Origin of the sequence: Actinoplanes couchii (assembly GCF_016862075.1) — a bacterium.
GTDB lineage: Bacteria > Actinomycetota > Actinomycetes > Mycobacteriales > Micromonosporaceae > Actinoplanes > Actinoplanes couchii.
In genome coordinates, this window is the sequence record NZ_BOMG01000120.1 from 1 (window position 1) to 18,321 (window position 18,321).

At 67.0% G+C, this 18,321-nt stretch carries 10 protein-coding genes; 8 read left to right on the forward strand and 2 right to left on the reverse strand.

Annotated elements, in window-relative coordinates; translation table 11 throughout:
• Window positions 1-718: dihydrofolate reductase family protein (locus tag Aco03nite_RS47425; protein WP_203808838.1), on the forward strand; the 718-nt coding region annotated here is incomplete at its 5' end.
• A gap of 261 nt (window positions 719-979) precedes the next feature.
• Here the strand turns inward: Aco03nite_RS47425 and Aco03nite_RS47430 are convergent.
• Window positions 980-1,657, reverse strand: coding sequence for a DJ-1/PfpI family protein (locus Aco03nite_RS47430; RefSeq protein ID WP_203808840.1), 678 nt, complete (start codon window positions 1,655-1,657; stop codon window positions 980-982).
• 70 nt (window positions 1,658-1,727) lie between these two features.
• Between Aco03nite_RS47430 and Aco03nite_RS47435 the strand changes: the two genes are divergently transcribed.
• Together Aco03nite_RS47435 and Aco03nite_RS47440 are read left to right on the forward strand one after the other, a co-directional pair.
• Entirely contained in the window at window positions 1,728-2,687 is a 960-nt protein-coding gene (locus tag Aco03nite_RS47435; RefSeq protein ID WP_203808842.1) for a GlxA family transcriptional regulator, read from the forward strand.
• Between the two features lie 335 nt (window positions 2,688-3,022).
• The gene (locus Aco03nite_RS47440) at window positions 3,023-6,106 is read left to right on the forward strand and encodes a hypothetical protein (protein ID WP_203808844.1); all 3,084 of its coding nucleotides are present in this window, start codon (window positions 3,023-3,025) and stop codon (window positions 6,104-6,106) included.
• Window positions 6,107-6,520: 414 nt separating this feature from the next.
• Here Aco03nite_RS47440 and Aco03nite_RS47445 read toward each other — a convergent pair whose 3' ends face one another.
• Window positions 6,521-12,694 carry an RHS repeat-associated core domain-containing protein gene (locus Aco03nite_RS47445; protein ID WP_203808846.1) on the reverse strand — a complete coding sequence of 2,058 codons (6,174 nt, stop codon included), beginning with the start codon at window positions 12,692-12,694 and terminating at the stop codon, window positions 6,521-6,523.
• A 315-nt stretch (window positions 12,695-13,009) separates the two neighbouring features.
• Here Aco03nite_RS47445 and Aco03nite_RS47450 point away from each other — a divergent pair, with 315 nt between their 5' ends.
• From Aco03nite_RS47450 to Aco03nite_RS47470, 5 genes are all read left to right on the forward strand, one after another.
• Window positions 13,010-13,699: a hypothetical protein gene (locus tag Aco03nite_RS47450; RefSeq protein WP_203808848.1), complete on the forward strand. Its 690-nt coding sequence runs from the start codon at window positions 13,010-13,012 to the stop codon at window positions 13,697-13,699.
• 769 nt (window positions 13,700-14,468) lie between these two features.
• Window positions 14,469-14,771 (forward strand): pilin, encoded by a 303-nt coding sequence (locus Aco03nite_RS47455; protein WP_203808850.1) that lies wholly within the window; start codon window positions 14,469-14,471, stop codon window positions 14,769-14,771.
• A 3-nt stretch (window positions 14,772-14,774) separates the two neighbouring features.
• On the forward strand, window positions 14,775-15,668 hold the full coding sequence (locus Aco03nite_RS47460; RefSeq protein WP_203808852.1) for a TrbL/VirB6 family protein: 894 nt from the start codon (window positions 14,775-14,777) through the stop codon (window positions 15,666-15,668).
• 44 nt (window positions 15,669-15,712) lie between these two features.
• Entirely contained in the window at window positions 15,713-16,597 is an 885-nt protein-coding gene (locus tag Aco03nite_RS47465; RefSeq protein ID WP_239146019.1) for a PrgI family protein, read from the forward strand.
• Complete coding sequence (locus tag Aco03nite_RS47470) at window positions 16,594-18,321, forward strand: VirB4 family type IV secretion system protein (RefSeq protein ID WP_203808854.1); 1,728 nt, start codon at window positions 16,594-16,596, stop codon at window positions 18,319-18,321. The genes Aco03nite_RS47465 and Aco03nite_RS47470 overlap by 4 nt, the downstream gene beginning before the upstream one ends.

Here is an 18,321-nt window from a genome sequence, read left to right on the forward strand (position 1 = left end):
CACAGGATCGCATAGGAAAACCGAGACGCTGCTCGCCCAGCGCTGGACACCACCGTTGAACGGCACCCTGGACGGCGCCATGACCGCCTACATGCGCATCGGTGACGAGTTCGGTGCCGAAGCCACCCTCATGGGCCGGGGCACCATCGCCGCAGACTTCACCGGCAAACAGTTTCCCGCCGACGGATTGGTGCCCACGCCGTCGCCGGTGACCCACGTGGCACCCCAGCAGTCCGGATTCCGCACGGTGGTCTTCGACGCCAAGGGCAAAACCTGGTACGACGACGCCAAACTCGCCGGCAACGAGGTGATCAGCGTCCTCGGCACCCGGGTCTCCGAGGAGTACCTGCAGCATCTGCGTGAGCGCGGCGTCTCCTACCTGTTCGCCGGCGAAGACGGCCGCGACCTGGCCGCGGCCCTCGGCATCCTGGGCGACACCTTCGGCATGTCCACCGTCCTGCTACAGGGCGGCGGCGTCATCAACGGCGCGTTCCTCGCCGCCGGGCTCATCGACGAGATCAGCGTGCTGCTGCACCCCGGCATCGACGGACTCGCCGGCGCCCCCGCGATCTTCGAAGCCACCGGCAGCCCGGACTTCCTGCCCGCCGACGGACAACAACTCGAACTGAAGACCAGCACGACCCTGGAAGACGGCCTCGTCTGGATCCACTACGCCGTCCACCACGACACCCCCGAAAACGCGGACAGCCCGAGCTGAACTCAGCCAGAGGCTCCAACGCAAGGACGACGTCGGCCTCACCCCAACGCCGCCGGACCAACCAGCCTCCCACCGGTACGGCGGCGTCGACCTTCCTGACACCGTGGTGTCAAACCTCGCGGAAACAGAATCCGCCATCGATGAACCGGAGGTGTCCGTACTCACGGCGATGGCCACAGAATCCTGTTCACACGCACGAAGCCAGGTGCTGGGTAAGCACAGACAGGGTCAGTGGGGCGTCCAGGTCGTGATCCGATTGTCCTAACGCGCCGCCTGCATGACCGGGACGATCGTGGTGAGCGCCTGCCGCATGTTCTCCGGGCTGGTCGCCGCGAGGGTGTCGACCTCGGGTTCCCACGGGTGTTCGAGGATGCCGGCCACGGCGCGGGCGATGTCGGTGTTGTCCAGGCGGTCGATCAGGTGCAGGGCCATGTCGATGCCGGCGGTGATGCCCGCGCTGGTCACGACCTCACCGGCGTCGACCCAGCGGCGGTCCCGGACGACCTCGACCCGCGGGTGCTGTTTCTCCAGCTCGTCCAGGACCAGCCAGTGCGAGGTGGCGGGACGCCCGTCCAGGAGCCCGGCGGCGGCGTACACCATCGCACCGTTGCAGACCGAGGTCATCATCGTGCCCTGCGCGGCCAGGGCCCGCATCCGGTCCAGGTGGGCCCGGTCGGTGTGCAGGGTGTCGATGCCCTGACCGCCGGGATGAACGATCAGGTCGGGGCGGGGCTCGTCGTCGATCCCGCCGTCCGGGGTCACGGTCAGACCCAGTGAGCAGCGTACGGGCGCCCCGTCGAGGCTGGCCGTCCGGACGCGCACGTTCCGGGTCGTCACCATCTGCCAGCTCCGCAGCGTCTCCCACGGGCCGGTGAAGTCGAGTTCCTCAACGCCGTCGAAGAGCAACACGGTGATACGGAAGGGCTGCGTGTCAGTCATGCCTTCATCCTTCGCGGCCTGCTGCGCGACGGCGAGTAGCAGGAATGCCCATGGTCGATAGGATTCCGCCATGGCCGGTTCGTCTCGTCATCGTGTCGCCGTGCTCGCCCTCGACCAGGTGCAGCCGATGGAACTCGGCATGCCGTTCCAGACCTTCGGCATGCACGAGCGTCGTTACGAGGTGATCCTGTGCGGGCGTACGGCCGGGCCGGTCGAGACGATCAGCGGCTGGCCGGTCGTCACACCGCACGGCCTCGACCAGGTGGTCACGGCGGACACGGTGATCGTGCCGGCCTACGGCGGTTTCCAGCAGGACACCCCACCGGACGCCACCGACGACGTCGCCGACGCCCTGCGTGAAGCGCATGCGCGGGGCGCGCGGATCGCCACCATCTGCACCGGCGCGTTCGCCCTGGCCACGACCGGCCTGCTCGACGGGAAACGCGCGACCACTCACTGGCTGTTCACCGACGAACTGGCCCGCCGGCACCCCCGTATCGAGGTCGACCCCGGTGTGCTCTACGTCGACACCGGATCGCTGATCACCTCGGCCGGGGTGGCCAGCGGCATCGACCTCTGCCTGCACCTGCTACGCCGTGACTGCGGGGCGGCCACCGCCACCGCGGTCGCCCGGGGCATCGTGGCCGCGCCACACCGCGACGGCGGCCAGGCCCAGTACGTCACCCACCCGGCCGCGCCCCCGGACCGCAGCGAACTGAGCGCGACCCTGGAATGGGCCCTGCACCGCCTCGACGCTCCGCTAACCGTCGCCGACCTGGCCGCGCACGCAGCGGTGTCCGAACGCACCTTCGCCCGGACGTTCACCGCGCAGCTCGGGGTCAGCCCGATCCGGTGGCTCACCGCCGCCCGCATCAGCCGAGCCCGCGAACTGCTCGAAACGACCGACGCCAGCGTCGACCACATCGGCCGGGCCTGCGGGCTCGGCACCCCGGCCAACTTCCGCCACCACTTCCGCCAGGCCACCGGCACCACACCAACCGACTACCGCCGTACGTTCTCGGCGCGCTGAAAGCGGCCCGCTGCGCGGTGAGTGTCGTCAGGCGGACAGGCAGGACCACACGCGCGGCGGTTTCGATCCGCGGGAGCATCCGCTGAGTCTGCTGGCACTCGGCGGTCCCGGCTGGGCCGGCTACTGCATCGTGTCCGGAGTGGCGGTCGTGGTGTCGTTCCTGGGGGGCGCCGCCGACGAGGGCCTGCCGGGTTCGACGCTGCGGATGCGGTCCACTCCCCCCATGCCGAACTGCTGACACCTGTCTGGTTCGCCGAGTACCCGGCGACGCCGGAGCAGCCGCCTGCCGACGACCTGGACGGGTACTGCGGCTGGCGGTGCGGGAGAATGCGCGGGTGCTGTCCGATGAACTCGATCATGTGCCTTATCCGGACCGGATCCCCGCGCTGCTGAACCTGTTGCGGGAGCGGGACGACCCGGCCGGGCGGATCGCCGAGATGGCGGCGGGCGGCCCCTACGACCGATATCTGGCGGTGGTCGCGGCGGCCGCGTCCGGGCTCCGGCACGTCGTGGTCGAGGCACTGCACGACCCCGATTTTTCGGTACGGTCGGAGGCCGTCCGGCAGGCGATGCGGCAGGGCTGGGCGGATGCCGGTGAGCTGCTCGCGGACGCGCCACCGGTGTTGCGCCGGCTGATCGTGCGGGAGCTGCGACGGCGGCCCGGTTCGGGCGACCCGCTGATCGACATGATCCGCGAGCGCCACGGGGATCAGGAGGCGGCGGCGCTGCTCCCGGCGTGCACCGCGGACACGGTGGCGCGCTTGCTGCCGTACGTGAAAGGGTCCTGGAAGGCTCTGGCCCGGCGGCACAGCACTGTGGTCCTGACCTGGGCGGACGACCGTCTGACGGCCGGTGACGACTGGTCCCGGGTGCTGGACGCGGTCCAGGCGTGTACCGCCGCCAAGCCGGAGATGGTGCTCGACCTGCTGGAACGACACGCTCCCGAGGTCCTTCCGGACGTCGACACCGAGCCGCTGGCGAGACGGTCCCCGGATCGGCTGGCGGCGCTGCTGATCGCTCGTGGCAAGGACGGGACCAGTTTCAACCAGTGTGGCCTGCACGTACTGCGGCATCTGATGGGGTTGGGCACGGACCGGCTGGCGGGGCTGCACGTGCTGAACTTCGAGTTCCTGGAACTGTTGGCACCGCAGCGCCGCGCCGAGGTCTACGCGGCCGCACCCGGCAAGGACATCCCCTGGGAGGGGCATGTCGAGCTGCTGCCCGAGCCGCTGCGGACCCGGGAGGTTCGCCGGGTGCTGGCCCTGGTCGCCGCGGACGAGCAGGCCACCCGGTTGTGGCGCCGGTACCGTCCGGCCGCCGAGGTCCTGCCGGAGATCGCCGAGCAGGCACGTGACCGGGATCCGTCCACCCGCGGCGACGCGTACGCCGCGATGATCCGGGTGGCGGTCCGCGAGCCGGCCGCGCTCCCGGACGTGATGGACCGGCTCCTGCGGGCCCGCAACGAGCGCGAGAAGGTCCGCGGGCAGATGCTGGGCGAGCTGAAAGCGCTGATCCCGCACCTCACCCCGGAGGTCGTGCCCACGCTGACCGCGATCACCGACGCGGCGATCGAGGCCCCGGACGTCTCGATCCGCTATCGGGACACACTTCCTGAGCTGGCCTGGCAGGCCCTGGCCATGGTGCGTGGCCGGGACCTGACCGGCTGGGCACTCGGCATGATCGCCCGGGTGCCCATCCCGTGGTACCTGGAGACCCCGCTGCGCACCGGGCAGGAACACCTGGTCACCGCGGCCCTGTCCACCCGGATCAGCGCCGACGTGCAGGAGCTGTTCGCCCTCGTGGGGCTGCTGGAGACCCGGGCCCGGCACGTCCCGGAGATCCAGGAGCTGCTGCGCCGGGCCACCACGCCGACCACCGCGGCCGACGTGCGGGAGCGGGCCGCCACGATGTGGCTCGATGATCCGGCGACCCGCGCCGAACGGGCCGCCGCACTGGTCCGCGCCGATCCGGCGGCCGCGCTGCTCGCCCCGGTGTGGCGTGAGATCACCGGGTACAGCACCACCCTGCTCGACCCGTCACTGGCCGGGCCGCCGACACACGTCCGCCGTTGGACACCCCGGCAGCAGCGCGCCTACGCCGAGACGGTCGCCGCGGTGGCCGCCGACGACGAGCGGACGCAGCGGGCCCGTACGGCGGCAGTGAAGCATCTGGCCCGGGTGCCGGTGACCGGCCGGGAGCTGCTCACCCGGTTCCTGGACGGGCCGGAGGTGCCGCTGGTGGAGGCCGCGCTGACCGCGCTGTCCTGGACCGACCGGCCCGGCGAGGCACTGCCGGTGCTGCTCGGGCACGCCGGCGGCGACCGGGCGCGGGTAGCTCTACCCGCCGCCGCCCGGGCGGCGCGTTTTGTCGGGGCCGCCGACCTGCCGGACCTGCTGCGCGGCGTGCTGTTCGACCCGGCGGCCAAGGTGACCAGCCGGAAGGCGGCGGTACGGCTGCTCGCCCGGTACGGCCCGCCGGAGTTCCCGCGGACACTCACCGAGCTGTGGCGGACCCCGGGCACCCACCCGGACGTGCGGGCCGCCGTCGTCACGGCGATGCCCCGGCTGTCCCCGCCGGCCTGGGAGGTCGACACCGAGGCCGCCGGGCCCGGAACGCCCGCGGAGACCCTGGCCCTGCTCGACCTGCTGCACACCGGGGCCCAAGAAGACCTCGACGAACCCGGCCGGCGGCGGCTCGCGGCACTCGTGACGGCCGCGTGCACCGACCCGGACGCCCAGGTGCGGCGACGGGCCTACGCCCTGCTCGGGACGTGGATGCCGTGGTCGCCGCAGGCCCCCGGCCTGGCCGTCGCCGCGCTCGCCGACCCGGAACCCCGCGGCCTGTACGGGCTTCCCCTGTCCCTGGTCGGGGCGCTGCTGGACGGTCCCGGAGCCGACGTGCTGCAACCACTGCTGGACGGGTACGCCGCCCGGGACGCCGCGGACACCGGGCCGTCCACCGGCAAACAGGACCGTCTGGCCCGGCGCCGGACCGGTGAGATCCTCGGTGCCGTCGCCCTGTGGGCCCGCGCGAATCCGGGCGCCGACCGGGAACCGGCCCGCCGGCTGGCCCGGCACCTCGCCACCCGGCCCGGCTTCCGCGGCGAGGGCGCCGAACTGCTGATCGCACTGGACGGGCCGACCCCTGAAGTGGCCGACCTGCTGGCCGGGCACACGGTGCTGACCGCCGAGATCGCCGCGGGAATCACCGGCCGGCAGCCGGACACCACGCCCGCCGCCGCCCGGGAGCTGGCCGACCGCGGTGACCTGACCGGCGGGCTGCTCGCGCTGGGCCTGGTCACGGCCGGCGGAAAGTACGGGTACTGGTCCGATCCGTGGGTCGAGGAGATGAACCACCTGCGCCGCCACCCACACCCGGAAGTAGCCGAAGCAGCACTCCGGAGGCCCATGACCCGGTAGTCCGGGCGCACCGTGGCGTTGGCGAAGCGCAGGTGCCGTGCCCGACCGGCGCCGTGCAGGTCCACCAAGAACAGGGTGGGTATGCCACTATCCTGAGCGGCCGACACCCAGTCCCCGACGTTTGTTGGCCCCGGGCTTTCCATACGAGCCGTTTACTTCCCTCATCCGTAGCCAGGCGTCGTGGATCTTCTCCCGGTCGGGATTGCCGAGCAGATCGGCGGGGAACGCCGTGGTGGTAGTCCTTGAGTGCGGCGCTGATCTGCGTCGAGTGTCATCAGCGAACGGCAGCGGGGTGATTTCGCCTTCGGCGGGATCGAACTCGCCGACCCCGATCACCAATGCCTGTCGATGTCATCCTGATCATAACGCGAACGGCCAGTGCCTGAGGCACTGGCCGTTCGTTCAACTCATTGATCAACCACGCTCACAAGACGGCTTCTTCCCACCTCCGCCGCCCCAGCAATACATGTCGTCGAAGTCGTCAAACTTCACGTAGTGCTGAAGATTCATCAGCTTACCTTCGAAATACCATCGAATGTAGACGACAGTTCCGGCATCTGCGTCTCTAATTTTCTTCTTACTTGAGGTTCTCGCCTTAACGGTTACCTTCGGGCTACAGAAAGCCTTTTTGTGATTTTTGTTTTTGTATGGATTGTAGAGTTTGCAATTACCATAATGCTTATCGTAATACCTTACGATGCCAGCCGCCCACATGGTCACCTTGCTGTTGTTGTGAAGAACACCGCACCACATCGCGGCAGTACAGTCCCCGGCGCCGCCGTAGTCGAAGCAGTCGTTGGGCCCAGCCGAACAGTAGCTGTACGCATTGGCACCCCCACCTCGGATGGGGTCAGTTTGCAGGAATCGGCCAGTGCCGGGGTCGTATACCCGGGCACCCATCAACACCGTGCCGGCAAACGCCTCGGCGGAGCGCTGCTGGCTTCCGAGCCAGCCATATCTCTGGATCGGTGAATCTTCGTGCCGAACCCCGAACTCGTCGAAATCGAGGACATCGACAGTAGAGCCTACGGGATCAAGGATCATTTTTACGTCGCCATGCAGGTCCGTCAGATGCAAGCGCAGTGCACCTCCACTATCCGTAGTCGCCGCAAAGTCGCCATCCACACCGCTTACATTGCGAGTAATTATGCCGCTTCCTGCTTCTTCTTCGATCCAGTCGGGCCGGTCGCCGTTGCTGCGGTAGTGGTTGACCGTTGTCCGGGTTACATCCCACGCGTTGTCGGCCTGCGTCTCGGCGACGGCATAGACATTTCGATGCTGCGGATCGATCGTCCAAGTGATCCGCGCGGCTGCATAGGTTTGCCGACGTAACTGGTCATCCGTGTAGTACTCAAGTTTCAATCCGTCCGGCAAGGCAGTAGTACGCCCAAGATCGTCATACTGATAGCCAGCATTCACCAAGCGATCAGAGGTATCGTAGCTATAGGTTTCAATGGCGCCGCCCGTTCCCGGACAGGGTTCGCCTGCTTCTCCGACCGCCGTTTTCTTCGATGTGCGGTTACTGTTCTTTCCAGATCCTTCGGCAAAGGTATATGTCCTGCGTGTACAAACGCTCCCGCTCGTCTCGTCGACCTGTGTGAGCCGACCCATCGCGTCATTGGTGAATGTCCGCTCGGTTAAGCTCGACTGTTTGAGCCGCTGACCCTCGTAATCGACGCTTAGCCGCTCGGCTAGAATTACGGTCCCGTCAGCCGTCCGGTATGACCGTGCCATTGGCATTCCAACCGGGTCGACAGCCGTCGTCTGAACCACACCGCCCGGCAAGACCTGGGCGACCATGTTGCCATCAGCGTCGTAACTGGCGGTGAAGGTTCCTGCCACACTGTCACTGACGGAGGTCAGCACTCCGCGCGGATCCGCTGCAGTGTCGTAGAAGTAGGCAGTACTACTTCCCATCGAGTCTTGAGTCAGGGTGACCCGATCAAGGTTGTCGTAGCGGTACGACGTTGATGCGCCAGTCGCGTCGGTGTAGGACGTCATGCGGCCAAGACTGTCGTAACCGGTGAGGACGGCCCCTGTGGTGTCGATGGCGGATGTCATCCGATTTATCGTCGTGTTGCCGGTGGCGCTAGCGGTCGAGGTAACCAGTCCCGTGACTGGGTCGTATGTGGTGATCTGCGTCGACACCGGGGTTCCCACGCCCCCGGTGGTAGCGACCGTGGTCTCGCGATCCATGGCGTCATAGCCCCAAGTGGTGACCCGGGTGACTCCGTTGGCGACTTCGGCTGTTGACGCAGTCTGGCCGGTTGCGGTGTAGGTGGTTGTGGTGGTGAGAAGTTCGTCGGGTTGGGTGCCGCCACCGGTGACAGCGGTCTTTGGCCCAATCCTGCATTCGAGATCGGCCCACTCGGGACGTCCGCCGCACGGGGCGGCTCCCGTTGCGGTGTAGTAGGAGGTGATGGTGGTCCCAGCGTCGTTGCCGTTCGACGCCGGGAGCCGGGTCTCGATCAACTGGCCCTGGCTGTTATAGAAACTCTTGTCGATGATCGGCGAACCTGCGGGGTCGCTGATCGATTCGGTAGCTGCCCCGAGTATCCAGTCGTATCGGGTGTCGTGATGGAGGACTTCGCCGTCCGCCGCATATCCTGCCGTCTGAACACCGGTGGACACTCGAGTAGGCAGGTTTGCCACCGCTGCCGTGCCGTCGGTCGGCCTCCCTTGGTCGTAGTTGAAACTGGTGTGCACGCGGCCCGCTACCTCCGTTCCGGCGGGCAGGGAAGGCAGACCGCCGGAGCCTGGCATCCCTTGGGCAAGTGTCACCAGGTGCACGGCTCCGGTCGTCTCTAACAGACGAACTCCGTCGAGGCGGTAGGATTTCACCGTGGACAGCATCACTGCTCGTTGTGCGCTCGGCAGTTGTTCAAGACCGAGTTCAATCAGTTTGGTGCCATCGTTTTCACCTGCGCCTAGGGCTAGTGCCCGGTTCCCGGGAGTGAGCGCGCGTACGACCGATCCGAGGTTGTTGAAGTCGTAGGCGGAGAGGTATCCACCGGGCTCGGCGTTGTTGACCTGCCTTCCGTTGGGGTCAAGGTAATGGACGGTAGCGCGCGAGTATGCGTTGCTTGGCAGGACGCCGCGACCGATGTTGCTCGTCGGCACCGCGTCTGGCGGGAAAATCGCTACGGCATTCTGCGGTGCTTGCTGCTGGCCCCATGTTGCGACATCGGCGGCCCGAAGGTCGTAGGGACCGCCGTCGGCACGTGAGGTTGGCACGTCGTATACCACCGAGGTACGGGCCACGCCGTTGACAGTGTCGGCCGTACCCGGCTGGAGGGTAGGCTGAGACGCTGAAAGCAGAGTGCCGGCACCCGCAGTTGCCGACCCAGCGGTTCCGTAGATGAAAGTCCACGGCAGTTGCCCCGGATCTGCGTACGCGCTGACGCGCCCGTTGCTGTCGTAGGCGTACCTGACCTTGAGAACCGGGCTCGTTCGGGGATCCCATACCTCACGCAGGCTGCCTGTCGCGTCGTACGCATATTGCGTCATCGTGGCGCGGGTAGCGACTGCAGCGCCTGGGGCAGTGAGCCATCGGTGGATGCGACTGACCTGACCGGTGTAATCACCGGGGACTGTTGCCGTGGCGGTCGTAGTGGTGGCGTACTCGAGTTCCAGGGTTCGGCAGCCAACAGTCGCGGGAGCCGTCAAACACGTCGACGCGGAGACCGCGCTGGTGGGTGCGCTGATCCTGCGTAGCCGAAATCGAACAACGCCATCCGTGCCGGTGACGGCTTCGTGCTCGTACTGGAATGTCGAATTCTGTGCCGAGGTCGTAGAAGAAGACAGAGCGTAGATGTCCGGTACCGTGGGGATCCTTCCGAACGTCGCCCGATCGCCGCTGGTGGTGTTGGTGACCGTGAAACGGTCACTCGCGGAGTCGTAGGCGAGAACCATATCGGCGGCTCCTGGCTCGGATTCCCATCCGCCGTTTGCCAACTGCGCGAATCTCAACAAAGCGCCGGTTTGTGAAACCACCTCTGCAGTCTTCGCAGTCGGTCTGCGCAGCCAGGTCCCTTTCAACCTTCCCGAAGAGTAGCCCCAGCCCCATTGCCTGCCGAAGATCGCAGCCGGGCCGGCTTGCTGACCAAGCGACGGAACTCGGGAAGAGGCGGAACGCGTCGTGCTCATCCCGAAGACGTCGACGTCGGTGCCGGTGATGAGATAATCACCGGTTACCAGGTTCAGGGTTCCCGGGCCGACGTCATCGGTCGTAGCTCTGGATGCTGTCCGGTCGATTACAAGGCGGATCGGTGCCGATGCAGACTCCCCTGTAGCTGAGGTCAGCATGGAGCGGATCTTGATGGTGGGGTTGTCAATGACGGAGTCAGTCACCTTCCATACCAAGTCGGGTACGGCTCCCTCGGACATGGGGAGAGGCCAGGAGACGCCAGCACCGTTCGATCGGTTCCGTACGTGTGCCGCTGGAACATCCGTCCAGGGCTCCACCTCCGAACGCCGATACTGGAATCGCACACCAGTGGAACTCGACGGAGCCGACACTTTGAGCACTACTTCGCCAGCGGTACGGTCACCGTCTTTCGGCGACGTGATGCCGCTGGATCCAGCGGCGAACTGGTAGCTGGTGATCGCCGATAGATTGCCTGCCCGATCACGGCTGCGCACGTAAAGGGTGTGAGGGCCGTCGGTGGGCGGAGTGATGGATACGCTCGCCGAGCCGGCTAGAGAAGCTGGGTTGACTGTGGTCGAGGGCGGGTTGGTGTCGAGTCCGTAGAGATATGACGAGACATCGGCGACGCCTCCGGAGCCAAATGTGAACGCTCCCGCCTGTCCGGCCGCCTTCGACCAGGCTCCGGAAGGGTAGTCAGTCGAGGCGACGGTCGGCGCCGCTGTCGGTGCCGTCGTATCTACGGTGAATTCGCAGTAGGAGGACCAGGTTGACCAGGTCGTTCCGTCACCGACTCGTGCCCGCCATCGGTAGGAGCCGCCCTCAGCGAAGGCGCCCGACGGCACTGTGGTGCTTAATACCGTGCCGGATGCTGCTGCTGCGGAGGTAGCACTGGAGATCACGACGCCTGCCAAGGTCGACCACTCGAACTGGGCGGTAACGTTCGATCCGTCGGTGTCGGTTCCGACTGCCTTGAGAACTGGTGTCCGCGATGCGATGTATGGGCGTCCGGCACCGGTCGAGCAGGGCGAACTCGGTGATGTCGTGCGCGCGCCGAGCACTGGGTATGAATTGTAATTGATGACTGCATAGGGCACTTGTGCAGCGTCTGTGGCGTTACGCGACCGAAACTGCTTGAAAGCGTTCGCCGCCGTCTCTGACGTTGCCCGGACACCCATATCCGCTCGGGTATCACCGGTAGTGGCGGCCCGCTGGAAGAAACTGGTCGCGGACACCGAGACCCAACCATCGTTGCAGGAGGAGCTGTACCCCTTGGTAGCGGTTGAGGTGGCCTCTTTGGTGACCCATGCAGGTTGAGTCGTCCACACCACCGCGTCAGGAATATCACCGGTCGTCCAGATATCCCATGATGCAGCAGAACACGACGGCGACCACCAGTTCCAAAAGTATGCGTTTGCTGAGGTGATCTGCTTGCCGACCAGCGCGCTGGTGTTCCACTTGATCAGCGACCGGGTCACGCCGTCAGGCAAGTAGCCGATCTGGAGATCGTCAGCACCGCCATTACCCGTGGAGTCCCCCTGCTTGACGTACGTGTCGAAGGTCGTTGCAACCGGATTGATCTGCGGATCGATCGTCACCGGGAACTGGCGCCCCGGATCACTCAGCCACTCCCGGTCTGGCCTTAAGGCCAGATCGACGCCTCGCGCCGCTCCCGTACGCGCGGTCCGTCTGATCGTCTTCGCCTCAACCGGCTCCCGACTGAGGGGAGCGCCGCTGGCGCTCCGGCGGGCGTCCCACATCCGGGGAGCGGGCGTACGAGCGAAAACCCGGCCCCCATGATCCTTGAAGGCCAGGTTTCCGTGCTCATCGCTGACTACCTCAGCGGCGTTTGGCCCAGTGATCGGCATCGTCAGGTTAGCCACCTGGTCAACCGCAGCATTACTCTTTACGACGGCAAAGGTCTCCATGCCCGCACGGGTAGCCTCGACCACCACATCCACGCCAGGCAAAGCGTCCACAAAAGTAGCCTTGTTGTCATTCAGAACGGGATCGGGCAACTCACCCGACCACCCGACCGACAGCCGATCGGCGCCCACACCCACCGCTGCGAGTTCATGCGTCCCCGAGCCTCGGGCTCCGGAAACTCTCAGATCGTAGGGATGCGCTGCCGGTGTCACCGTTCCATCGGCCTGCCGATGCATTGTCAGATCGACCGGCACCCAGTCGTCACCCCGACGCATCCGCACCACGCCGCCATGGACGGTGGCCTCGACCTGGCCCGAGGGCAGTGCAAAGTACTCGGCGGTTTCCGAGGTCAATCCGGTGATTCGGACTCTCTTGCCATTGAGACGTGCGGTGATCAGTGCGGAGGTCTGATCTACTCGCTCCAGAACCACCTCCGAAGCGGATGGCTGGGATCCAATCGGGTCGGCAACCGCCGGCGATATGACCACCTGGTCCACCAACGTGACGACCAAGCCCATCACGAGTCCCGACGCAACAATGCCGCGTAACGCACTCCAAGGGGATCGGTAGGCACCCACCGCGAATCCCCGTCTCCATCTGCCCAAGACATCTCCAAACCTAAGTGGATCTTGGAGGTTATCGATCCGTCTGAAGCACGGAACTCTCCTGCTCGGCCTGAGCGAACGGGCGCTAAGGGTAAACGCAATGGGCTGATCGGGTGATCCACGATTTCAAGATCCTCTATACGGTGTGTAGCCGCGCGGGACCACCGTCCCGTCAGACGGCCGAGGAAAGGCAGTGACACCATGGGAAGATGGCTCCGCGGGGCAGGCATGGTGCTCAGCGCACTGCTTCTCGGGATCACTGGCGCTACCGCCGGCTCGTGGCTCGGCGACAGCAATCCCTCCCCGCTGCCAGCCAACGCCGAGGCATTACGTCTGGCGCAGGAGATCCTTCCTGGAGTCTCCCCAACGGGCGGGATCGACCGACGCGACTACATCTATGGTTCCCCGCTCGGCGACGAGGAATCCGGCCCTGGATTCGTTGCCATCGCCTACGAGGCGGACGAGGGTCATGCAGGCCCCAGCCTCGACGAGTGCCGCCTTGACGAGCAAGCGCGCATCGGCGCAGCGACTGCCGGATGGGAAGGTTTCCATGAGATCTCGGGCTACCCCTCCTGCTCGAACTGGCGTGCCGAGCGAGGAAAGGTCGTTCTCGCCTACACGCACGACACGATTGGGTCGGTCATCACCTTCTACCGCCCCACGACCGGGGCCAGTGTCGGCATGCTGGTCGGGCTGACCATCGGCCTGCTAGCCGGAGTTGCTGGCTATACACTGGTCGGGCGCCGTCGGCCGACACTGACGCTAGTGCTCCTCGCTATCCCGAACCTCGCGCTCGTCCCTGTTGCTGCATTGTTCGTGGCTGGACTGATCGTCGGACTGCACGACGGACCAACCCCCGCCTTCTGGACACTATGGGTCAGTTTGGCGCGGCTCTTCCTTCTACCCACCGACTACTGACCCTAGGTGACTGGTGTTGAACGCGGGTTGATCAATTGGTTGATCAACCCGCGTTTTGGTACGGATGTCTGCTGGTGAGAGCCTGTCTGTTCCGGTCAGATGAGGGCCCATCCGGGTCGGCCCGATCAGCACCCACCGGGCGTCGGAGATGTCGCTGAGGTACGCGCGGCGAGCGGTCACGCGATAGATCTACTCTGGACAGAGCCGAGCGAGATCACACCCGTCAGAAGCTGCGGCTCACGGTCAGGCCTACGTCAAACGGAATCCCGAGCACGTTTATTCACAGAACGGGTGACAGTCGGCCTTCCGTGGCTACTTCAATAGATGACAGGAGCCGGAAGGCGCTAATGGGACGCCTCACCAGTGATTCGTAACCAGACAACAAATCATCGAATGCCACCTGACAGCCCAGCACCGAACACTGTGGTGGACGTCCTGGCAAGACCACAACACAGCGCCGGCTCGCTTCTGTCTGACGGACAGACTTCGGGGTCTGGCTGGGTGCCGCCTGAGCTGGGGTGTCGGGTTCTGTTGGGTGCTGTCAGGGGTGGTGGGGGTTCGTTGCGGCTGACAGAACGGGTCTGGGGTGTCGCATGCCCGGTGGGTGTGCCCGTCCCGGTGGCAGCGTGTTGTCGTGGCGGCCGGGCTGTCGCCGGTTCGGTGTGACTCTCCTCGACCTTCGTTCGTGGCAGGGAGACGGACGCCGCCGGTGGGTTCGGCCGGCATGGTTGCCGCCGGGACGGTCTCGACGCTGTTGCGGAGACCGCTCATGCACATCTATGCCGTTGTCTCGTTCACTTCTGATCTGATCGCCGCCGCACCGCCGGAGGTTTGGGCGGTGAAGTCGATCCCGCAGGTCGTCGACGGGCTGCGTAACTGGATCATCGGGATCCTTGTCGGGGTCGCGACGCTGTTCATGGTGCTCGCGGGCCTGCAGTACACCTCGGCCGGTGGGGATCCGGGCCGGCTGGAGCAGGCCAAGTCGAACTTCCGGTCGGCGTTGATCGGGTACGCCCTGGCGGTGATGGCTCCGGTGCTGCTGCAGGTGCTGCGGGGCATCCTGGGGGCCTGACCGATGCCGGACTGGCTGTATGACGGGCTGATCAAGTGGCTGGCCGAGCGGGTCGTCGACATGCTCGGCGCGTTGATGTCGCTGCTGTCCGACACGTTGTTCCGGTCGCCGGATGTGACGGTGTTCCCGCAGGTGCAGCAGTTGGCGGGCCGGTCGTTGGCGGTGGTGAACGCCGTCTACGTGCTGGCGGTTGTCACGGCCGGGGTGCTGCAGATGATCTACGGCACGCTGCAGATCCGCTATCAGGTCAAGGACCTGCTCCCCCGGCTGGTCGTCGGGTTGATCGCGGCGAACTTCGGGCTGGTGTTGTGCCAGCAGTTGATCGAGGTGGCGAATGCGCTGTCCGTGGCGCTGGCCGGGGAGGCGGCGTCCGGGCCGCAGGTCGTGCAGTGGGTTCAGCAGCGGTTGCTGATCGCGATGGTCAACCCGGCGGCGGGGATTCTGGCCGTGGTGCTGGCCCTGCTGATCGTCGTGATGATCTATCAGCTGCTGGTCGGGTTGTTTCTGCGGATCGCCGTGCTGATCGTGGTGGCGGGGGTGGCGCCGGTGGCGTTGGCATGTCACGGGTTGCCGCAGACCCAGCCGGTGGCCGCGTTGTGGTGGCGCAGTCTGCTGGGTTGCTTGTGTGTTCCGGGGTTGCAGGCGGCGTTCTTCTCCACCGGGGTGGGGCTGTTGCTCGGGCCGGTGTATTCGCTGCCGCACCTGCTGGGTTTGACGACCAGCGTCGGGTTGGAGGTCGTCCACCTGTTCGCGGTGTTGTGTCTGCTCGTGGTGACGATCCGGATTCCGCGGATGGTGGCGCGGTATGTGACGCAGCCGCGGCCGGATGGTTCGGCGGCGGTGTTGGTGCGGGCGGCGGCGATGCAGGTGGTCATGCGCCGGGCCGGCCTGCGCTGACTCTCTTTTCGTTTCATCTTCTTCTTCTGAAAGCGGAGTGTGTGATGGATGACGATGTTTCGCGGGTGAAGGTGCCCGCCGATGTGGGTGCCCCGGACACGATCGCCTGGGGTTTGACGTTTCGGCAGCTGGCGATCCTCGGCACGATCGGTGCCGGGGGCTGGCTGGTGTACGGCCGGTTCGGGCCGCTGCTGCCGCCGATCGTGTGGCTGGTCGCGGCGCTGCCGGTGACGGCGGTGACGGTGCTCGTGGTCCTGGGCCGCCGCGACGGGCTGCCCCTGGACGTGTGGCTGCGCCACGGTCTGTCGATGGCCGCCGGCGCCCGCCGTCAGGTGCCGGGGACACCGGCCGGGCAGCAGCTGCTCGCCGTGGCGGGCCCGGCTGTTCCCGGGGTGTTGCGGTCGCCGGCGACGGTGATCGCCGTCGACGGCACGGTGAGCGTCGACGGTGCCGCCCGTCAGGTGATCGCCTGCGGCACCACGGACATCGCGTTACGGACCGGCACCGAGCAGCAGGCGCTGTTGGACGGGTTCGGGGCGTGGCTCAACGCGTTGACCGGGCCGGCGCAGATCGTGGTGTCCGCGGCCCGGCACGACCTGTCCGGCTATGCCGAAGCGGCCCGGGACCAGGCCGAAGGGTTGCCGGATGCGGCGTTGCGGGCGGCGGCCGCCGAGTATGCGGGGTTCCTGCTGGATCTAAACGGTGAGCGGGAGCCGTTGCGCCGTCAGGTGCTGACGGTGGTCGGTGCCGGGCCGGGCGGTGAGGCGACGGTGCGGGCGTTCACCGGTCTCGGCGTCAGCGCGCAGCCCCTGGATGGTGGTGCGGTGACCGCGGCGCTGGCGGCGGCCGCTGACCCGTTCGACGCGCCGGTCCCGGGCCGCAGGGCGGTGCCCGATGTTCCGATCGCGGTGCGCGGGGAGGCCCGATGAGGTGGCGGCGGGGTGCGGCGGGTTCGCAGCCGACGGCGGCGGCGTTGGAGATCTTCACCGATGAGGTACGGGTGGGTGACGGTTTCGCGGCCACGTTCGTGGTGTGCGGGTATCCGGCTGAGGTCGGTCCCGCCTGGCTGAGCCCGTTGTTGTCGTATCCGGGCCGGGTCACGGTGGCCGTGCACACCCGGCCGGTGCCGGCGGTGGTGGCGGCGCCGATGCTGACCCGTCAGCAGGCCCGCCTGGAGTCCACCCGGCGTATCGACCAGGTGCGGGGCCGGTTGACCGATCCCCTGGTGGAGGCGGCGGCCGCGGACGCGTCCGGGTTGGCGCAGCAGGTGGCGCGGGGCGCGTCGAAGTTGCACGAGGCCGGGGTGTACGTGACGGTGCACGGCCGAACCCGGACCGAGTTGCGGCAGACGGTGGCCGGGGTGCGCTCGGCGGCGGCGTCGGTGTTGCTGGATCTGCAGCCGGCGACGTTCCGGCACCAGCTGGGTTATCTGTCGACGTTGCCGCTGGGGGTCGACGCTCTGGGGATGCGGCGGGTGTTCGACACCGCCGCGCTGGCCGCGGCGTTCCCGTTCGGCAGTGGTGATCTGGCGGTGCCCGCGCCGGGGGTGGTGCCGAGTACGGAGGCGGTGTTGTACGGGGTGAGCACCACCTCCAACGGGGTGGTGATGTGGAACCGGTGGGAGCAGGACAACCACAACCAGGTGGTCCTGGCCCGGTCCGGGGCCGGTAAGTCGTACCTGGTGAAGGTGGAGGTGTTGCGCAGTCTGTATCAGGGGGTGCAGGTCGCGGTCGTCGACCCGGAGGACGAATACGCTGCACTGGCCGAGCACGTGGGTGGCACGGTCATCCGGTTGGGTGCGCCCGGCGTACGCCTCAATCCGTTTGATCTGCCGGCGGTGAACCGGGAGCCGACCGCGTTGCGCGACCACCAGCTGGCGTTGCACACGGTGATCCGGGTGATGGCCGGTGCCGGCCTCGACGCGGAGGAACGGGCCGCCCTGGATCGGGCGATCGCGGGTGTGTACGCGGCGGCGGGCATCAGTCATGATCCGGGCACGTGGGGCCGGCCGGCGCCGCTGTTGAAGGATCTGGCCGGGGTGTTGCGTGCTGATCCGCAGGCGGCCGGGGCCCGGTTGGCGGCGCGGTTGGGGCCGTGGGTGTCCGGAGCGTTCAAGGACCTGTTCGACGGGCCGACGACCACCGTACCGGCCGGGCATCTGGTGGTGTGGAGCCTGCGGCATCTCCCGGACGAGTTACGCACCGTCGGCACGATGCTGGCGCTGCACCACATCTGGGGTGCCATCGACCAGAGCGTGGACACCCGGCGGCGGCTGGTGGTGGTCGACGAGGCGTGGCTGCTCATGCGTGACCCTGAGGGCGCGAAGTTCCTGGTGCGGATGGCCAAGGCGGCCCGGAAACGGCGGGCCGGTTTGACGGTGGCCACCCAGGACGCCGCCGACCTGCTCGCCTCCGAACTCGGGTTGGCGGTGGTGTCGAACGCGGCCACCCAGATCCTGATGCGCCAATCTTCGCAGGCCATCGACCAGGTGAGCGAGGCGTTCGGCTTGACCGACGGGGAGGCCCGGCTGCTGCTGACCGCGCAGCGCGGTGAAGGTCTGCTGGTGGCGGGCCGTGCCCGGGTGCCGTTCCGGTCGCTGGCCTCGGCCAGTGAGCATCGCCTCGCGGTGACCGGCCTCGGCGGTGACCGGTGA

What these genes read in the sequence shown, in the direction of transcription:
- Aco03nite_RS47430 (WP_203808840.1), bottom strand. Translation starts at nt 1,657, where the DNA reads ATGACTGACACGCAGCCCTTCCGTATCACCGTGTTGCTCTTCGACGGC.
- Aco03nite_RS47445 (WP_203808846.1), bottom strand. Translation starts at nt 12,694, where the DNA reads ATGGGCTTGGTCGTCACGTTGGTGGACCAGGTGGTCATATCGCCGGCG.
- Aco03nite_RS47435 (WP_203808842.1), top strand. Translation starts at nt 1,728, where the DNA reads ATGGCCGGTTCGTCTCGTCATCGTGTCGCCGTGCTCGCCCTCGACCAG.
- Aco03nite_RS47460 (WP_203808852.1), top strand. Translation starts at nt 14,775, where the DNA reads ATGCCGGACTGGCTGTATGACGGGCTGATCAAGTGGCTGGCCGAGCGG.
- Aco03nite_RS47470 (WP_203808854.1), top strand. Translation starts at nt 16,594, where the DNA reads ATGAGGTGGCGGCGGGGTGCGGCGGGTTCGCAGCCGACGGCGGCGGCG.
- Aco03nite_RS47465 (WP_239146019.1), top strand. Translation starts at nt 15,713, where the DNA reads ATGGATGACGATGTTTCGCGGGTGAAGGTGCCCGCCGATGTGGGTGCC.
- Aco03nite_RS47450 (WP_203808848.1), top strand. Translation starts at nt 13,010, where the DNA reads ATGGTGCTCAGCGCACTGCTTCTCGGGATCACTGGCGCTACCGCCGGC.
- Aco03nite_RS47455 (WP_203808850.1), top strand. Translation starts at nt 14,469, where the DNA reads ATGCACATCTATGCCGTTGTCTCGTTCACTTCTGATCTGATCGCCGCC.